The organism is Inquilinus sp. Marseille-Q2685 (assembly GCF_916619195.1).
Lineage (GTDB): Bacteria > Pseudomonadota > Alphaproteobacteria > DSM-16000 > Inquilinaceae > Inquilinus.
Map to the genome: position 1 here is coordinate 361,636 of NZ_CAKAKL010000006.1, position 18,793 is coordinate 380,428.

The window sequence follows — 18,793 nt, forward strand, 5'->3', positions numbered from 1 at the left end:
CAGCGTCGGCTTACTCCGCCGGAGCTCCCGGAGGGGTGGCGGCCGCGCCGATCGACGCTTCCGGCTCGGTCACGAAACGCCCGATCAGGCCGCCGATGACGCCGCCGACCAGCGGCGCCACGATGAACAGCCAGAGCTGCCCCAGGGCCCAGTCGCCGACGAACACGGCCGGGCCCAGGCTGCGCGCCGGGTTGACCGAGGTGTTGGTGACCGGGATCGAGATCAGGTGGATCAGGGTCAGCGCCAGGCCGATCGCCAGCGGCGCGAAGGGCGCCGTGGCGCTGCTGCCGGTCACGCCCACGATCACCACCAGGAACACCGCCGTCAGCACCACCTCGCTGATCGCCGCGGCGGTCAGGCCGTAGCCGCCGGGCGAATGCTCGGCATAGCCGTTCGAGGCGAAGCCCTTGGCCAGGTCGAAGCCCGGGGCGCCGCTGGCGATGGCGTAGAGGACGGCCGCGGCGATGATGGCGCCGACCGCCTGGGCGATGATGTAGGGCACGAGATCGGAGGCCGGCGTCCGGCCGGCGGCGACCAGCCCGGCCGTGACCGCGGGATTGAAATGGCCGCCGGAGACGCGGCCGAGGGCGTAGGCCCCGGTCACGACCGTCAGCCCGAACGCCAGGGCGACGCCTTGAAACCCGACGTGCTGGCCCGCCAGGACGGCCGTGCCGCAGCCGCCGAGGACGAGCCAGAACGTCCCCACGGCCTCTGCAAGGACACGTTTGAGCATGAGGTTCCCTCCATTCGATCTCCTACCGCCGCTGGTGGCGAGGAGAAATCGAAGTGCCAATATATAGTATTATGTAATCATACGCAATAAAGTGACTTTGAGACGATGTTTAGCTTTTGTCTCAAGATCGATTGCAATTGCTGGCTGCACGGATACAGACGTCCGGTGGATGCCGGCCGAAAATGTTCGAAGAGCGGTCGGCACAGATGGCCCGAATGCCCGCTATTGGCGCCTTGGATCTTACCGGGTCATCCGAAGGATCCGGGCCGAAACGGCTTGTCGAGACGGGTACGGCATTGCCTACACCACTCCCTGGGACACGACCTACTCTTTCCGATATTTGTATGACGAATGCGCCGAGATGTTGCGACTGGATGTCATAAACGTTGCGGAACAATTGCACTGTTCCTGGGTTGCTGCAAAAGTTCTGGGGGGAGAAGGCGGAATCCATTCGCAGCCCAGGTCAAAGAAGCCGCTGACGGCCTTCGCCCAATCAGCGGGCCGGCCCGTGGCGCCCCGGATGTGTGTCGAGCGATGGAAGGAACGCGGTCATGGTTGCCACGATCACTCGGGACAAGGATGGACATCTGGTCCTGCAGAAGCGGGACGACGCCGGCAAGGTCACGATGTCCCAGATCACCCCGGAGCAGTCCAAGGCCTGGGAGCAGACCCTTTCCGGCTATGCCAAGCAGGTGACGGGCGGCAGCGTCAACGACTTGCTGGCACAATACGACGTCGCCGTGCCGGACGAGGCCGGCGATTCGCAGTACAGGATCGGCTACGAGCTGGGCCTGAGCGACAAGCAGATCGCCACTCAGGTCATTCCGCTCAATGCGTTCGAGAATCCGAATCTGATCCGGCTCTACCATGCGGGCGACACTGACGTGGACTTCGTCGTGGCGCCGAAGATGAACGGGCGGGAGCCGGAGGTGTCCGATAAGAAGGTCGCCACCTACGAACCGACGGCCGAGCCGCCGGCGGACGTGGTGAAGGCGCTGACCGGCACCAAGGATCCTGCCCAGCGCGAGGCGATGATCCGCAACGTCATCGGCCAGGAAAACAAGGACGGCCCGCTGGGCAACGTGCTCCCGCTGCTCGAAAAGGATTACGGCGAGGACAACGGCGACATCAAGCGGCAGGTCGTCGACAACTACCTGAACCTGTACCGGGATGCGGACGAGCCGACGAAGAAAAAGGCTGTCGACGATCTGCTCGAGAAGTATCCGGCCAGCGACAGCTTCATCGTCGAGCGGGCGAAGGCCGCCAACTTCCCCTATAGCCCCGAGAAGGTACAGGATCTCGCCCCGGACCAATATAAGAGCCAATCGCCGGAGGATTTCGCCAAGACGCTGGGGACCGTGCCTGCAGAACAGCGCGGCACGATGGTCAAGACCTGGCTGCTCGGCAAGGACGGCAAGGAGCACAACGACCTCGCCGTCAATCTGGCCAAGCAGGATTTCGCCGGCATCAAGGATAAGGACGGCAAGCCCCTCTTCTCCGAGAAGGAGGCCAACGATATCCGACAGACCATCTTCCGGACGCGTATCGAGCTGATCCCCAAGGACGGCAACGGCCGACTGGACGCGGTCAAGGATATGGCCGGGAAGAGCCAGGACGGCAAGGCGGATTACTGGGTCGACTACGCCCTGGCGAAGGCGGCGACCAGCGAACCGTTCAACTTCAAGCTCGATGACATCGGCGACCTGAACGACGACGCCAAGAAGGACGCCGGCAAGAAGTAGCGCCTCGCCCGACCGCGGCCTATCTCTCCGGCCTGGATCGGGCTGCTGTTCGCGGACAGGATCGCTTCATGCCACCCCGCATCGATCGCTACGGCGGCGTTTTCTCGCCGGAGATCGGCATTGCCACCCGACCGCGGCAGACCGACTTCGCCAGCGCGGTGCAGCGCGTCCGCGCCACGCTGCCGGGCCTGCCGCTCCGCGACGCGACGGTCTCGCTGATCGGCACGGCCGCGCGGTACGACCTCGTTCAGGAACCGGACAAGGAGATGAGCCGGTACAACTGGGACGAGGTGCGCCGGGCGCTGGCGGACGAGCTGCGCGAGACGGTCAAGGGCAAGACCGACGACTCCGGCAAGCTGAACCTGAAGCCGGAGGACCAGGCCAAGCTGCAGCTGGTCAACGCCTGGGCCGCCGGCACCGACCGTCTGGCGCAGGCCAGCCGCGAGGCGCTGACCGATGTCGACACCGAGATGCGCCACGAGCAGCTGGGCCGAACGATCGATCAGATCGAGGACACGCTGGCCAAGGTCAGGAGCACCGTCAGCGACCACAGCCTGCTGCACAAGGGCTGGGACTTCGTCACCGGCGGCGGGGCGGGCGACGACTTCGAGGGCTTCCTCCAGGGCAGGCTCGACGCCCTGAACGAGTTGCGCCGGAAGGACGAGGCCAGCCCGATGTCGCAGCAGGCCTATGCCGCCGAGATGAAGGCGGCGATGGGCGACTTCGAGTCCGAATTCCAGCGCCATGCCGACGACTTCCAGGACAGCGAGGAGACCTGGAACACGATCGACGAGGTCAGCCGCGTGGTGGTGGCGACCACGGTCGGGATCGCGGCCACCGCGATCAGCATGAACCCCGCGCTGGGCTTCGCCGCCGGCGCCAGCATCGGCTTCGCCGTCGGAACCTCCGTCGGCGCCACCATGGGCGCGGTCATCGGCACCGGCGCAACCTTCCTGACCTATGAGGCGATCGACGGCGCCAGCGACCTCGGCGCCACCCTCGACGGCAAGGACATGTATGCCGACAGCCACAGCTCCCTGCTCGGCCTCGGCATCGACGCGTTCGGCGGCGGCGGCGACGGCATGGGCGTCAGCGGCGACCATATCAAGGCGACGCTGAAGGACACCTCGATCGACGCGATCTCGTCGATCTCCACCGGCGGCGCCACCGCGACGGGCACCAAGATCTCGGAGGCCCTGGCCGGCCGGTTCACCCAAAAGGCCGTCACCGGCGAGGTCATCAGGCAACCGACCCTCTGGCAGCGGGGCCTCTCGACTTCCGCCGGCGGGATGGGCGGGCAGGTGATCAACGGCAGCGGCCAGATCGCCTCCGACGCCACCCGGCTGGCCTTCGACAACAAGCTGTTCACCGCCGAGGGCGGCGACCTGCTGCTGAAGTCGCTGGCCCGGGAAGGCATCAATCTGGGCACCGCGGCCATCTCCGGCTTCGGCGCGGGCATGATCCCGATCCACAAGGCCGTCCCGGCCGTCGCGGCGGCGGATGACGCGGTTCCGGCCGCCACCACGCGCACCGCCGCCGGCACCGCCGACGATCTGGTCGACGACGCCGCCGACGACTTGGCCGGCCTGGCGGACGACGCCACGACGGCCGGAACCGGCACCGCGACGATGGTCGACGATGTCGTGACCGCCAGCGCGAACGCGACCAGCGACGCCGCTGCGACCAGCACCACAGCGGCGACCGGGACCGGCTCCTCCGCCACCACCAGCGCCGCGGGCACGGCGGATGACGCGGCCGCCGGCTCCACCGAGGCGACCGCAGGCACTTCGCGCGGCGGCTCCTCCGGCACCGGCGCGCCGGCACCGAGCGTCCAGCGCCTGTCGGTGCCGGGCCTGGTCGCCCAGCTCGGCAACGACCTCACCACCAATCTCGGCGGCGCCGAGCTGACGGCCAGGATCACCGAGCACCGGAGCATGAACACCGGTGAGATGGTCGCGGCGGCCCTGGGCGCGGTGCCCGGGACGGCGATGAACCTCGCCGTCCGGCCGAAGATGCCGGAAGCCCCGTCGGTCCGGCAGGGCACGATGCCGGCCTCGGCGCTGGCGACCGATCCCCGGTCGTCCCTGACCCTGCGCGATCCCCTGGCCGACCCCGGGGCCACGGCCGCGCCCCGGCCCGGCACCACGGGGGAGGCGGAGGCGCCGGGCAGCCCGGCCGCCACGGCCCGGACCGCGACCGGCGCGGATCCGGACGCGCCGCCCGTCGCCCCCGCCCAGCCCCGGCCCGGCGCCGGCCGGGCGCCCGAGCCGAGCGGCCGGACCGCCCCCCTCGGCGCGGAGGACGGGCCGGTGCCGGCGAGCCGGGAGGTCCCTCCGGCGGCGGCCCGGCCGAGCGCCGGCACCCCGGTCGAGATCCGGGTCACCCGGTTGCTCGACGACGGCCGCGCCGTCACCGCGACCGGCCGCACCGTCAGCGCCCACGACCTGGTGATCCAGCATGACCGCGCGGTCCAGAGCTGGCAGGACGCCCATATCGTCCTCGATGTCGAGGAGGCCGGCCCGCACGCCGCCGCCTTCGCCCGGAAGCTGGCGGACGCGGCCGGCGTGGACGTGCTGCACGCGCCGGCCGGGCGGACCGGCCCGGACCAGCCGCTGCAGCGGGTCGCGCCGGCCGCGGCCACGACATCGGCCCGGACCGTGCAGGTGTCGGACGGCCGCGCCTTCCTGCTGGAGGGCGACGGCAACCCCACCGAGATCGACATCGCGCAGCATCTCGGTCGGCGGGTCGATGCCGGCCCGGGGCTGACGGCCTTCGCCCTCTACGACAAGGTGGTGGCCTTCCCGCGTGACGCGGGCGACGGGCCGGACGTCCTGCCGGGCACCGCCCGGGCCGCGGACGGCGCGGCCGCCCCGGCGCGGCCGGCCGACGCCGCCGCAGCCGCCGCCGCGCGCAGCGCCGGCCTGCCGGTGCTGGCCGCCGGCCAGCGCGCCGCCGTGTTCGAGCGACCGGCGGTGATCTTCGACAGCGATGCCGTGGCCCTGCGGGACCTGGTCACCCCGGCCGGCGGCCGGCAGGTGATGCTGAACGATGCCGGGCTGAACGCCACCAGCCTGGCCTCGATCCGCCAGATCCGCGAGGTGCTGGCGGGCCGGCCGATCGACCCCGCGACCGGGCGGCCGATTCCGGTGGAACGGTTCTCGCTGGTGGTGATGCGCGACGGCCGCATCGCCCTGGTCGACACTGCCGATCCCCGCGTCTCCGGCCGCTCCAACACCAGCCGCTTCGGCGTCGAGATGCTGGACGATCTCGAACGCGGCATCCGGGCGAAGCTGGCGCGGGAGGCCGAGACCGGCGGCCGGTCGCTGGACGCGATCGACCCGGTCTCGCGCGACGACGGCCGCCGCGGCCGCGATCCCCGCCGGGACCAGCCGGAAGAGGAGCAGGCCGACGACGGCGTGGTCACGCCGGTCGACTTCCGGCGGGCCGCCGCCCGGACCGCGGCGCCGGCCGAGCTGGACATGGCCCTGGCCGCGCCCCCGCCGATCCGCGGCGACGGAGATCCGGTCCCGGCTGGACACGGCGCCGACGAGCCGGCAGGCGCCGCGGCCAGGCTGAGCCCGGCCGAGATCGAACGGAACCGGCAGGACGCCGCGGCCATCTTCGAGCGCATCGCGCCGCAGTCGCTGCGCATGCCGGAGATGACGATCGCCGACCTGGCGGACCAGTGCGCCCGGTCGCCGGAGCTGATGCGGCTGATCCGGTTCGCCGACCGGCACCAGGTCCGGCTGATCAATGCCGCGCACCCGGACCTGGCCGTGCTGGGGCACGACCAGAAATTCACCATCGCCTCCTACACCCGCAGGCTGGAGCTGATCGCGCTCGATCCGAGCGTGCTGCGCGACCTGCTGAAGGATTTTCCCGGCGGCGAGGCGCTGTTCATCCCGGAGATGACCCGCAACTTCGCGCATGAGCTGGCCCATGCCGAGTACGAGAGGCGCCCCCCTTCGCCCCGGGACTTCGAGAGCCTGGAGGCGTTCACGGAGCCCTATGTCCGTGCCCAGCTGACCGATGAAGGCCATTCCCGGCTGACCGAATACATCGTCAGCGACGAGCTGGACCGGAACGGCGGGCTGCTGCCCCCCAAGGTCGAACGGCACAGCGCCGACCGCGCGGTGTTCGCGCGGTACAAGGCCGGCGAGCTGACGCGGGAGGAGGCCGCCCACGAGATGGGCGAGCTGTTCCGGAACCAGCCGCGGGACGTCTCCGGCAAGACCTATGGCGAGACCTTCGCCGAGCACGCGGCGACGGTCTGGAACCAGGCCGACCGGGGCGATCCCTCGCCGATGGCGGAGCCGCAGGCGGCCCGCGAGGACGGCGGCGCCTCCGCGCCGGCACCGCAGCGATACCGCCTGGTCATGCAGGGCGACAGCCAGGCCGAGGACCGCATCCCGATCGGGCGGGGCGACGTCGCGCTGCACGGCGAGGCGGATGCCCGGGCCCTGATGGCCGCCCTGAAGGACGGCCGGCTGGCCGCCGACGGCGACCTCTACATCTACAAGTTCCACAACCGCTGGCAGGAGCCGGACACCACCGCGCCCGCCACCCTGTCGACCGCGCAGCTGCGCGACTGGGCGCATGTGCCCCGGGGCACCGGCGACGCCCTGGTGTCGGGCCGGATCAGGGCCGGCGAGCGCTGGTTCCTGGGCGATCCCGAGGCGAGGCCGCGGCCGGTCCTCGTGGTCTCGCGCGACAGCCCCGCCCAGGTCGAGGCGGCCGGCGGCTTCCGGGGGGTCGACTGGGCGCCGCGGGCGGACACCCCGGCGTCCCGGCCGGCGCCGCTGCCGGAGCCGGAGCTGCGGTTCGGTCGCGGCGCGCCGCCGACCCGGGAGCAGGAGGCGGCGGCCGCGGCCCTGATGCCGGCGATCCAGGCGCAGCTGGCCGAACGGGCCGCGCGGCCGAAGCCGCGGGATCTGAGTGCCGCAGGCCGCGACCCGGACGCGCCGGTTCCGCCGGGTGACGATCCCGCCGCGCGGATTCCGCCGGCGCTGCGGGGCCGTCAGAGCGAGCCGCCGCCCGCCGAGCCGGTGGATCCGCTGGCGCCGGCACTGGCCGCGATCGCCCGGGCCCGGACGCTGATGGACGAAAGCGGCGCGTCGAGCGCTGACCGGAGCATCGTCGACGCCTATGCCCAGTATCTGGAGGCGCGGGGCGCGGCCGACCCGTACGGGGTGGAGCAGATCCGCCTGGACATGAACCGCCTGGTCGAGGGCTGGGAGGGCTATCGCCAGGCCGCGGCAGAGCAGCAGGCGCGCGGCGGCACGGGCGGCGACGCCACGGCCCGCGAAGCGCTGTTGCAGGGCCCCGCGAGCCGGGCCCAGCGGGCGAGCCTGATCGCGGAGTACCCGGACCTGATGGCCGGGCCGGAGCCGGCGCCCCACGCCGCGCCGACGCTGGCGGCGGCGGAGCCCGGAGTTCCGCGGCGCCAGGCCTTCCTGATCGACCGCGACCCGCAGAGGGGACCGCAGGGCGCGGTGGACGTGCCGCCCGGGCTGCAGCCGCACGACGTGCTGCCGGTGGCGCTGGGCGGGCAGCGCATCTTCGCCCAGGACATCGATGGCGGCCTGATCCCCGAGGCGGCGCTGGCGCAGGAGATCGCCGCCGCCCCGTTCCATCGCCCTGACGGCGCCCGCCTGACCCTCGGCGAGCTGGCGGACGACCCGGCAGCGCCGCTGCCGAGAATCCTGCTGGTCATGGACGAGGCGGAGGCCCCGGCGACCGGCGGCCTGACGCCCTATGCCCAATCCCTGGCCGATGCGCTGGCGACCCGGCTGAACCGCGACGACATCCGCGTCGCAGTCCGCTCCGACGGCCCGGACGGGCTGGTCGAATACGCGCCGCGCCCCGCGGAGCAGCGGGTGCCGTCGATCGAAGTGCGCCGGGCCGACATCGCCTGGAACGGCCAGCAGCTGCACGGCGTGCCGCGCGGCGCCTTCGCGGTCGAGGCCCAGGTCGTGGACGGCATGATCATCGGCGACCTCTACCAGCAGGGCGGCCGGGACATCCGCTACACGCCGGAAGAGTTCGCCGCTCATCTGCAAGCGCGGGGGGATTACCGCCGCGGCCAGCCCGTGGCGCTGCTGGCCGGCGACGGCCACGCCGTCGCCGAGCCGCTGGCGGCCGCCCTGGGGGCGCCCGTGATCTCCACCAAGGGCAGGCTTCCGGGCGGGCCCGGCCTGGCCAATGAACGGACATGGTCGCGAGGCGACGACCGCAAGGCCGCGGCCTGGACCATCACCGATCCCGGCCTCGCGGCGCCGGGGCAGCCCGCGGCGCCGCGCCCAACCGGACCGGAGCCGCGGAACGAGGCACGGGCCCGGGAGCCGGACCTGGAAGCGGCGTCGCCTCGGGTCACCTTCCACCCCGATTTCGGCGACAAGCTGCTGGCGCTCCGACTGCGCCGAGGGCTGACGCAGGAGCAGCTCGCCGAACGCACCGGCCTCTCGTCCTCGGCCATCGGCAAGTATGAGCGGGGCGAGGCAAAGCCCCGCGCGGACGCCGTGCACGCGCTTCTGAAGACCCTGCAGGTCGCGCCGGAGGAGCTGGGGATCACGCTTCCGCACGCGACCGCCCATGCGGCGTTCGGTCCCAAGCTGGCGGCCCTGCGCACCGGGCGCGGCTGGTCGCAGACCCGGCTGGCCGAGGAAGCGGGGGTCTCGAAGGCCACCATCGTCCATTACGAGAACGGGGGCGAGCCGAGCCGCGCGCAGGCCCGGAAGCTGGCGGATGCCCTGGGTGTCGAGCTCCAGGATCTCGGCCTGCATGTTCCCGACTGGCACGCCCAGGCCGCGCTGGGCAGCCGGATCAAGGCGCTGCGCGAGGAGCACGGCCTGTCGCAGGCGGAGCTCGCGGACCGTGCAGGGGTGTCACGGTCGGCGGTCCGGGACGTGGAGACCGAGGCCCGCTCGGGCGACGAAACGCTGGCGAAGATCGCCGAGGCGCTGGGGGTCACCGCAGCCGAGCTTCGAGGCGACGCGGCGCATCGGCCTCGGCCGGCCGAGACGGCGCCGGAGTCGCCGCTGCGGCCGTTCGACCAGGCCGACGCGATCGGGACCGCCTCGCGTATCCTGGACGCCGTCGCGGCGGAGCGGCGGCAGGCCGGCCCCGACGCGCAGCCGGTGCTGCCGCCCGAGCTCGAACGCTTCCTGCGGATGCCCGGCATCCTCAACATGATCGGTCGCGACCCGACCCTGCTGAACGACCTGATCGGCGCCACCCGCCGGGGATACCGGATCGAGATCGGAGGGATCGGCGCCAGGACCAACCGGGCCGCGCGGACGATCACGATCGGCGAGGATCTGCTGGGCGGCGTCGACACGCTGCGATACCTGGCGCACGAACTGCGCCACGCCAATGACGATGGCGGTCCCAGGCCGCCGACGCCGGGCGAGGTCCTGCGGACCATGAGCGACAGCCCGGAACCGGTGCGGGCGGCCTTCGCCGCGGCGCTAGGCGTCGACCCGTCGGATCTGATGGCCCTGGCGCGGGCCTATTTCGTCCGCAAGGCGGTCGACCACCATATGAGCGGCGAAGGGGAGGCCGTCCTCGCGGAGTTCGATTTTGCGCAGGGCGTCCGCCGGTCGTTCGCGGCCGAGGGCATTCCCGTCGACCCGGTCCCCCGGATGGGCGGCGCCTATGCCGAGATCCACGCCCGCCAGGCGGACGACCCGCTGGACCGTCAAGCGGCGCGGGACCAGATCGGACTGCACTATCGGGAGGAGGAGGGCAGCTCCGGCAGAGGCACCTATCAGGACCGGCTGACGGCATGGGCGAACGATCAGTGGGACCGGTTCGTCGAGGCATCGGATCGGGATGTCCCCGGTTCCGGTGGAGGCCGCGCCGCGGACGAACCGGAGCTGGAGGCCGCCAGCCCGCCGCCGGGCGGCACGCCGCCGACGCCGCCGGCCGGGGGTAGCTCGCCGCCGCCCCTGCGCCTGACCGATCTGAAAACCAAGAAGGGTCCGCCGACCGGCGGCGACGCCAGGTCGCTCGAGCGGCTGGAAGCCGGAATCATCGAGGAGTTCGCCCGGACCGGTCCGCTGGAGGACCAGCTGGCGGCGGAAGGCGTCGACGGCGCCTATCATCCGTCGGCCCATTGGCGGGAGGTGGCGGAGCTGTCGCCGGATCTGCTCGGGGTGATGGCCGATGCCGGCGCCGCGGCCCGGGACACCGGGCGGCGCGACAACGCCACGCTGACCGTCCAGACCACGAAGATGGCGGCGGGCAATCGTGGGCTGTTCGGCAACGACATCGACCATTCCGGCGCCACCGGCTACACCGGCATGAATGTGCCGAAGTCCCGCCGCGCCTGGCCGGGCCGGGTGCCGCGGCAGATGGCCGACGAATTCCGGGCGCTCTACGCCGCGGATCCGGAGAAGGCGGCACGGGTCGATCCGCAGATCCGCTTCGACCCGACCGATCCCAGAGGCGCGCGGCGCCTCAAGGATCTGACCCTGGAGAATCCCGGCGTCTTCGCGGCGGTCGGCGCCGAGCTGATGCGCGGTCCGCTGACCACGCTGCTGGGCCGAAAGGGCTTCCGGTTCCGGAACGCGGCGCAGCGCGAGGCGCTGATGGCCAGCATCAGGCAGGCCCAGGAGATCGGCTATCCCGTGTTCCTGCGCAGCAACGCCGGCGAGGTCAAGCTGGGCCATGACGGGCGGCCGCAGGAGACGACGGCCGCCTATGACCGGCAGTTCGATGGGCTGAAAGCCCTGCTGCGGGAGGTCGCCGCCGGCGGCAAGCGGGTGGTGGTCAACGACCTGTGCCTGGACGTCTATGTCCGGCCGGACCTGACACCGGAGCCGCTGCCCGGCGGCGGCATCACCGTGCCCCGCCATGTCGCCAGGATGGAGGAGCTGCTGCAGTTGGTACCGGACCTGAAGCTGACCATCGGCGAGCACAGCGCCCACGCCATCGCCCGGTCGCCGGAGCTGCGCGCCGCCCTGGTCGACTTCGTGGAACGGCATCCGGGATCCGTCCTGTTCGAGAGCGGCATGGCGATGCCGCTGAACCCGGGCATGTACAACCGCACGGCGACGACGATGCTGCCCTTCGTCGCCGACCTGGCGCGGCGCGACCCGGATCTGGGCTGGGCTTTCATCCGCGGCAACTACGAGGCGCTGATCGACGCCGGGCGGACCAGCATCGATCGATGGACCTGGTCCAACCTGACCTACGCCGAAGCCAGGCCGGCGCGGGAGCTGGTGCAGGATCTGCAACGTCACCAGGCTGCGGCGAGCGCTGCCGCACGCACCGCCTACGACGCCTGGGCGGCCGGCCTGCCGCCCGCGCCGCCGGCATCCCGCACTGCCACCACCGCCGTGCCGCGTCCCGACCCGCCCAAGCCGACCGACCTGACTGCCGAGGACAAGCACCGGGTCGGCACCGGCACCGGCTGGGGATCGCACACCCGCAGGGACGTCGCCGCGGTCGCCGTCCGCGTGGTGGCGACGCTGGGCGTCGCGGCCGGGACTGCGGTGACCGTGGCGACGCTGGTGCCGTCGCGGATCCTGGCCGTGGCCAGCGGCATGGCGACGGCGATGCGCGCGCTGGTCGGCCAGCGCCGCACCCTGACGCAGCAGTTCAACCGCCTGTCCTGGTGGCGGATGACGGTGGACGGGCAGGTCGGCGAGAAGAACTTCGCCATCAATGTGGACCGCATGGTCAGGGTGGCGCGGGATGCGGGGGTCGACCCGGCCGACATCAGGCAGGTGCTGTGGGAAGCCGGCCAGGCACGCGCCGACATCGCCCATCTGCAGCACAGCAGCCGCCTGACCGACGCGCAGAAGACCGATGCGATCAAGGCACGGATGCGGCAGTTCGAGCACGCGGTCACCCGCGCGCTCGGCATCGGCTCCTTCAGTCTGGACCCGATCGACGTGCGGACCGCGCGCGGACGACGCTTCTCCCTGGCCGATGCCGGCACCAACCTGGTCAACATGATGTCGGTCGTCGCCAGCCCGTTCAAAGGCACGGTCGACGCGATCGCCAGTCACGCGACGTCGCTGTTCGGCCGCTCGGGCGGCATCATTCAGAACGTCATCGGCTTCTTCAGCGGCCGGCGGAACGCCAATCTGGTCGATCGCAACACCGGCCTGCGCATCCCGCTGAAGCTGGGCGGTACCTGGCTGACGCCGACAGCCGCCGGTGCCCTCGGGGTCCGCGACGGCACGGCGGCGGTCGAGGCCGCGCTGCGCGGATCGTACGGCGAGGCGGCATTCGACGGCGTCCGCTTCGTCTCCGACGCCCTGCTGACATGGTTCGCGGCCCGGGCGGCGCACAACGACAGCCGCGTGCTGCTGCGCTTCTCCCGCCCGATCGAGATCCGGAAGGAGAACCTGCAGCTGACCGTCAGCTGGCTGGCGCTAGCGGCCGGCGGCATCGCCGTGCTGACGCCGATCGTCTCCCTGGCTTTCGAGGGCGACGATCCGGACAAGCAGCCGATCACCCCGCGTTCGCCCCGGCCGTCGACGACGACCAGCCCTCCGGCTCCGACCACGTCGCAGGCCCCGACCTCGCAGGCTCCGGCTACACCGCCCGCAAGCCCGACGACCGCATCGCCGGCCACCACCCCCTCGAGCCCAAGCATCGCCCCGACGACCGCGGCACCGACGAGGACGCTGCGGCCGCCATCGCCGACCATCCCGGTGCCGACGCGGACGCTGCGCCCGCCTTCGACCCCGATCAGCGGCGGCGGGCCGACGCCCTGATAAAGCAGCCCGGCCGAACGGATCGGCCGGGCCCGAGCGGGGTCTTCTGAAGGGCGGCTTCGGTGGAAGGGCCGGACGGTGCGCCCGCGCCGCCCGGCCCGGTCGCGGATCAGGCGGCTCTATCGAGCCCCCTCATGCGCGATGGTGTAGCGCTGATGCGCGTTGCTGGTGGTGGCCGAGGCCAGCTGCCGCCAGGCGTGCAGCGCCTCGTCGTAGTTGTCGAACGGGCCCTGCAGGCTTTCGGTGCCGTCGATCAGCCGGTCGAAGCGGGTGTCGGCATATTCGCCGCCGATGATCCAGAAGCGGTTCGGTCGGGTGGTCATGGGGGTGTCCTCCAATCGGGCACGGACGGTCAGTGGAACTGGGCGGCTTCGGTCGATTCCCGCAGCGCGGTGGTCGAGGCCTTGCCGCCGGAGATGGCGAGGCTGACGGCGTCGAAGTATCCGGTGCCGACCTCGCGCTGGTGCTTGGTCGCGGTGTAGCCGTTGGCCTCGGCCGCGAACTCCGCCTGCTGCAGCTCGGAATAGGCGGCCATCTGCCGGTCCTTGTAGCCGCGCGCCAGCTCGAAGGTGGCGTAGTTCAGGCTGTGGAAGCCGGCCAGGGTAATGAACTGGAACTTGTAGCCCATGGCCCCCAGCTCACGCTGGAACTTGGCGATCGTCGCGTCGTCGAGATTGGCCTTCCAGTTGAAGCTGGGCGAGCAGTTGTAGGCCAGGAGCTTGCCCGGGAAGTGCTTATGGATCCCTTCGGCGAAGCGCTTGGCCTGGCCGAGATCGGGCTTCGACGTCTCCATCCACAAGAGGTCGGCATAGGGCGCGAAGGCCAGGCCGCGGGCGATGCAATACTCCATCCGGTTCTCCGGCTTGATCGGATGGAAACCCTCCTCGGTGCGGGTGGTGCGGTCGATGAAGGGATGGTCGCGCTCATCGATGTCGCTGGTGATCAGCTTGGCGCTCTCGGCGTCGGTGCGGGCCAGCAGCACGGTCGGCACGTCCATTACGTCGGCGGCGAGGCGGGCGGCGTTGAGGGTGCGGATGAAGCTGCGCATCGGCACAAGCACCTTGCCGCCGAGATGGCCGCACTTCTTCTCCGACGCCAGCTGGTCCTCGAAATGCACGCCCGCGGCGCCGGCCTCGATCATCGCCTTCATCAGCTCGAAGGCGTTCAGCGGCCCGCCGAAGCCGGCCTCGGCATCGGCCACGATCGGCGCGAACCAGTGGCGCTTGGCGCCGCCCTCGGCATGCTCGATCTGGTCGGCGCGCTGCAGCGTGCGGTTGATCCGGCGCACCGCCTCCGGCACCGAATCCGCCGGATACAGGCTCTGGTCCGGATACATCTGGCCGGCGGTGTTGGCGTCGGCCGCCACCTGCCAGCCGGAGAGGTAGATCGCCTCCAGCCCCGCCCGCACCTGCTGCATCGCCTGGGTGCCGTTGGTGGCGCCGAGCGAATTGACGAAGTCGCGCTTGTGCATCAGCTCCCACAGCCGCTCGGCGCCGAGCCGGGCCAGCGTGTGCTCGATCCGGACCGATCCGCGCAGCCGCTCGACATCGGCCGGGGCGTAGTCCCGGACGATGCCGTCGAACCGGCCGGCAACGCTTCGGGTCGGGGTCGGGGAGTCGAGGGGAGCCATCCTGTAAATCCTTTTCAAGTCCGACAAAGCAGCGCGTCATGTTGCGCTGCGAAGATGAGAAGGATGGTGGGTTGCGCTGCGACCAGCGTCAACGCGGCGTTGAGGGTGAAAGGGAAAGGTTGTAAAGTTTGTTGATGCAGGTTTTGTAAATCGGAGAAGACGGATGGCCGCGCGCAAGGCGATGCTGGGGCACAAGATCCGGCGGCTGCGGCGCGACCGCGAGGTCACCCAGGCGCAGCTGGCGGAGCGGCTGGGCATCTCCGCCTCCTATCTCAACCTGATCGAGAGCAACCAGCGGCCGGTGACGGTCGAGATCCTGCTGAAGCTGGGCCAGATCTTCGACCTCGACCTCGCCAGCTTCGCCGAGGATGAGGGCGAGCGGCTGGTCGGCGGCCTGTCGGAGGTGTTCGGCGACCCGCTCTTCGCCACGCCGCGGCCGGGCACGGCCGGGCTGAAGCGGCAGGATATCATCGACCTGGCGGCCCAGGCCCCGGCGGCCGCCGAGGCGGTGCTGGCCCTGTACCAGGCCTATCGCGAGGGGCGGGAGACGCTGCGCCTCCTGGCCGAGCAGCAATCGGCGCCGGATATCGCCGAGGGCTCGTCGCCGCTGGACGAGGTGCGCGACTGGGTGCAGGCGCATGGCCATCATTTCCCGGAGCTGGAGACGGCGGCGGAGGAGATCTGGCAGGCCGGGGCGATCGAGCCCGGCGCCCTGTTCCCGGGGCTGATCCGCTATCTCGACGAGGAGCTGACGCTGCGGGTCAAGGTGATGCCGGTCGAGGTGATGGGCCCGGTGCGCCGCCGCTACGACCGGCACGGCCGCCGCATCCTGCTGTCCGAGATGCTGCCTTTGCCCAGCCGCAGCTTCCACCTGGCGGTGCAGATCGCGCTGATCAAGTACCGCGCCCTCCTGGACGAGATGGTGGCGCCGGTCGGCTTTTCCGGCCCCGAGGCGTCGCGGCTCGGCCGCATCGTGCTGGCCAACTACCTGGCCGGGGCGGTGATGATGCCCTATGACCGGTTCTGGCGGGCGGCGACGGCGCTGCGCTACGACATCGAGGTGCTGCAGAGCCGCTTCGAGGCCTCGTTCGAGCAGGTCTCGGTCCGCCTGACCACGCTGCAGCGCCAGGGCGCCAAGGGCGTGCCCTTCTTCCTGATCCGCAGCGACAAGGCCGGCAACGTCTCCAAGCGGCTGGGCGCCACCAACTCCGCCTTCGCCCGGATGGGTGGCGCCTGCCCCCTGTGGATCCTGCCCGACGCCTTCCGGTCGCCCGGCCGGATCCAGACCCAGGTGGCGGAGCTGCCGGACGGCAGCCGCTGGTTCACCATCGCCCGCACCGTGTCGAAGCCCGGCGCCGGGTTCCGCGCGCCGGGGCAGAGCTTCGCCCTGGCGCTGGGCTGCGAGATCGCCCATGCGGCCCAGCTGGTCTATGCCGACGGCATCGACCTCGCCTCCGACGAGGCGGCGGCGCCGATCGGGCTGCATTGCCGGCTGTGCGAGCGGCCGGATTGCGACCAGCGCGCCTTCCCGCCGCTGAACCATGTGCTGTCGGTGGACGAGAATTTGCGCGGTGCCACGCCCTATCAGTTCACCCCGGCGGCCTGAAACCTTGCCGGCCGTCAAGAAAGCGGCTTGCGAATATTGGGGTATCGCGATCAAACTGCCGGGCGAACGTCTCAATCCGGAGGGGAAACCCCATGGCGCACAAGTTCGAGATCTACAAGGACAAGGCCGGCGAGTTCCGGGTGCGGTTCAAGTACAACTCCGAGACGATCTTCTCGACCGAGGGCTATGCCAGCAAGGCCTCGGCCAAGAACGCCATCGAGTCGATCAAGAAGAACGGGCCGGCGGCGCCGACCGAGGACACGACGGCCGAGACCGCCTGACAGCATCGCCGGGCGAGAGCGAAGCCTCGCCTCGCCCGGCGCGTCACTCCACCTCGCCGTCCGCTAGGAACCGTCACAGGCTTCGCTCTAGACTAGCGCGCCCCAGCCGCAGGAGCGCCCTATGTTCGACCGCCTGACCCGCCGCACCACCCTGAAGGCGGGCGTCGCCGCCGCCGCGATCGGCCTCGCCCCTGCCCCGCTGCGGGCCGCGGCGCCGAAGCTGAAGCTGCGGATCCTGGAGACGACGGACCTGCACGTCGCCGTCTTCCCCTACGACTACTACCGCGACAAGGGCGACGACACGATGGGCCTGGCCCGCACCGCCGCGGTGCTGGCCACCGCCCGGGCCGAGGCCGCCAACGTCCTGCTGTTCGACAACGGCGACGTGATCCAGGGCAACCCGATGGGCGACTACATGGCCTATCAGCGCGGCCTGGAGAACGGCGCGGTGCACCCGATCGTCAAGGCCATGAACCTCCTGGCCTATGACTGCGGCACCATGGGCAACCACGAGTTCAACTACGGCCTCGATTACCTGGGCCGCGCGATGATGCAGGGGGCGAACTTCCCCCTGGTCTGCGCCAACCTGCTGAAGACCGACGGCAGCCCCTATCTGCCGCCGTACAAGATCCTGGAACGCAATCTGAAGGACGACGGCGGCGCCGCGGTGCCGGTGAAGATCGGCGTCATCGGCTTCGTGCCGCCGCAGATCATGCAGTGGGACCAGGGCCATCTCGCCGGCCACGTCACCACCACCGACATCGTCGACGCCGCGAAGCGGTATGTGCCGGAACTGCGAAAGGCCGGCGCCGAGCTGGTGGTGGCGTTGTGCCATTCCGGCATCGCCGGCGGCCCGCGCGAGGGCGGCGAGGAGAATGCGGCCCTGTTCCTGGCCGAGGTGCCGGGCATCGACGTGATCCTGACCGGCCACCAGCACCGGGTCTTCCCGGGCCCGGATTTCGCCGGCATCGACGGCGTGGACGCCGAGCGCGGCGCGCTGCACGGCATCCCGGCGGTGATGGCCGGCTTCTGGGGCAGCCATCTCGGCATCATCGACCTGGAGCTGGAGCGCGACGGCGCCGCCTGGACGGTCGCGACCTTCAAGTCCGAGGCCCGGCCGATCTACGAGCGGAAGGACCGCAAAGTCACGCCGCTGGTCGAATCGCGGCCGGAGATCCTGGCGGCGGCACAGCCGGAGCACGACGCCACCCTCGCCTATGTGCGCCAGCCGGTCGGCGAGATCACCGCCCCGATCACCAGCTACTTCGCCCTGGTGGCGGACGACCCGTCGGTGCAGATCGTCAGCCAGGCCCAGCTCTGGTACGCGGCGCCGCTGCTGGCTGGCACGCCGGCGGCGGGGCTGCCGCTGCTCTCGGCCGCGGCGCCGTTCAAGGCCGGCGGTCGCGGCGGGCCGGACTACTACACCAGCGTCCCGGCAGGGCCGATCGCGATCAAGAACATTGCCGACCTGTATCTCTACCCAAACACGGTGCGGGCGGTGCGCGTGTCCGGCGCCATCGTGCGGGAGTGGCTGGAGCGCTCGGCCGGCATCTTCAACCGGATCGACCCGGCGAAGACCGAGGAGCAGCCGCTGATCGACCCGTCCTTCCCCTCTTACAATTTCGACGTGATCGACGGCGTCACCTACAGGATCGACCTGACCCAGGCCTCGCGCTACGACGGCGACGGCAAGCTGGTGGCGCCGGACGCGCACCGCATCGTCGACCTGCGGTTCCAGGGCAAGCCGATCGACGAGAAGCAGGACTTCGTCGTGGTCACCAACAACTACCGCGCCGGAGGCGGCGGCAGCTTCCCCGGCCTTGACGGCAAGACCATCGTGCTCGAGGCGCCCGACACCAACCGCGACGTGCTGGTGCGCTTCATCCACGAGCAGGGCCGGATCAACCCGACCGCCGACGGCAACTGGAGCTTCGCACCGCTGCCGAAGACCGCGGTCGTCACCTTCCCCGGCGCCCCGGCCGCCGCCCAGGCGGTGCCGCCCGGCCTGACGGTCGAGCCCATGGGCGACGCCGGCGACGGTTTTGCGAAGTACCGGCTGGTGTTCGCGGGGTAG

8 protein-coding genes are annotated in these 18,793 nt (G+C 71.1%); 5 read left to right on the plus strand and 3 right to left on the minus strand.

Going from position 1 to position 18,793, the window contains the following annotated elements; all coding sequences use genetic code 11:
• Positions 1 to 10 precede the first annotated feature (10 nt).
• Positions 11 to 733: an aquaporin Z gene (gene aqpZ / locus LG391_RS25635; protein WP_225770883.1), complete on the minus strand. Its 723-nt coding sequence runs from the start codon at positions 731 to 733 to the stop codon at positions 11 to 13.
• Between the two features lie 551 nt (positions 734 to 1,284).
• Here aqpZ and LG391_RS25640 point away from each other — a divergent pair.
• Positions 1,285 to 2,475 carry a hypothetical protein gene (locus LG391_RS25640; protein WP_225770884.1) on the plus strand — a complete coding sequence of 397 codons (1,191 nt, stop codon included), beginning with the start codon at positions 1,285 to 1,287 and terminating at the stop codon, positions 2,473 to 2,475.
• A gap of 68 nt (positions 2,476 to 2,543) precedes the next feature.
• Positions 2,544 to 13,202: a helix-turn-helix domain-containing protein gene (locus LG391_RS25645; protein ID WP_225770885.1), complete on the plus strand. Its 10,659-nt coding sequence runs from the start codon at positions 2,544 to 2,546 to the stop codon at positions 13,200 to 13,202.
• Positions 13,203 to 13,321: 119 nt separating this feature from the next.
• Here LG391_RS25645 and LG391_RS25650 read toward each other — a convergent pair whose 3' ends face one another.
• Both LG391_RS25650 and aceA read right to left on the minus strand, forming a co-directional pair.
• Positions 13,322 to 13,525, minus strand: coding sequence for a DUF4170 domain-containing protein (locus LG391_RS25650; RefSeq protein WP_225770886.1), 204 nt, complete (start codon positions 13,523 to 13,525; stop codon positions 13,322 to 13,324).
• 29 nt (positions 13,526 to 13,554) lie between these two features.
• Entirely contained in the window at positions 13,555 to 14,832 is a 1,278-nt protein-coding gene (aceA, locus tag LG391_RS25655) for an isocitrate lyase (RefSeq protein ID WP_225770887.1), read from the minus strand.
• Positions 14,833 to 14,995: 163 nt separating this feature from the next.
• Between aceA and LG391_RS25660 the strand changes: the two genes are divergently transcribed.
• The 3 genes from LG391_RS25660 to LG391_RS25670 all read left to right on the plus strand — a co-directional run bounded on the left by LG391_RS25660 (position 14,996) and on the right by LG391_RS25670 (position 18,793).
• A complete protein-coding gene (locus tag LG391_RS25660; protein WP_225770888.1) occupies positions 14,996 to 16,438 on the plus strand; it encodes a helix-turn-helix transcriptional regulator in 1,443 nt (480 codons plus the stop codon).
• Between the two features lie 92 nt (positions 16,439 to 16,530).
• Complete coding sequence (locus LG391_RS25665) at positions 16,531 to 16,719, plus strand: YegP family protein (RefSeq protein WP_225770889.1); 189 nt, start codon at positions 16,531 to 16,533, stop codon at positions 16,717 to 16,719.
• A gap of 121 nt (positions 16,720 to 16,840) precedes the next feature.
• A complete protein-coding gene (locus tag LG391_RS25670; RefSeq protein WP_225770890.1) occupies positions 16,841 to 18,793 on the plus strand; it encodes a bifunctional 2',3'-cyclic-nucleotide 2'-phosphodiesterase/3'-nucleotidase in 1,953 nt (650 codons plus the stop codon).

Coding starts and splice junctions, on each gene's coding strand:
- aqpZ (WP_225770883.1), bottom strand. CDS start 733: ATGCTCAAACGTGTCCTTGCAGAGGCCGTGGGGACGTTCTGGCTCGTC.
- LG391_RS25640 (WP_225770884.1), top strand. CDS start 1,285: ATGGTTGCCACGATCACTCGGGACAAGGATGGACATCTGGTCCTGCAG.
- LG391_RS25645 (WP_225770885.1), top strand. CDS start 2,544: ATGCCACCCCGCATCGATCGCTACGGCGGCGTTTTCTCGCCGGAGATC.
- LG391_RS25650 (WP_225770886.1), bottom strand. CDS start 13,525: ATGACCACCCGACCGAACCGCTTCTGGATCATCGGCGGCGAATATGCC.
- aceA (WP_225770887.1), bottom strand. CDS start 14,832: ATGGCTCCCCTCGACTCCCCGACCCCGACCCGAAGCGTTGCCGGCCGG.
- LG391_RS25660 (WP_225770888.1), top strand. CDS start 14,996: ATGGCCGCGCGCAAGGCGATGCTGGGGCACAAGATCCGGCGGCTGCGG.
- LG391_RS25665 (WP_225770889.1), top strand. CDS start 16,531: ATGGCGCACAAGTTCGAGATCTACAAGGACAAGGCCGGCGAGTTCCGG.
- LG391_RS25670 (WP_225770890.1), top strand. CDS start 16,841: ATGTTCGACCGCCTGACCCGCCGCACCACCCTGAAGGCGGGCGTCGCC.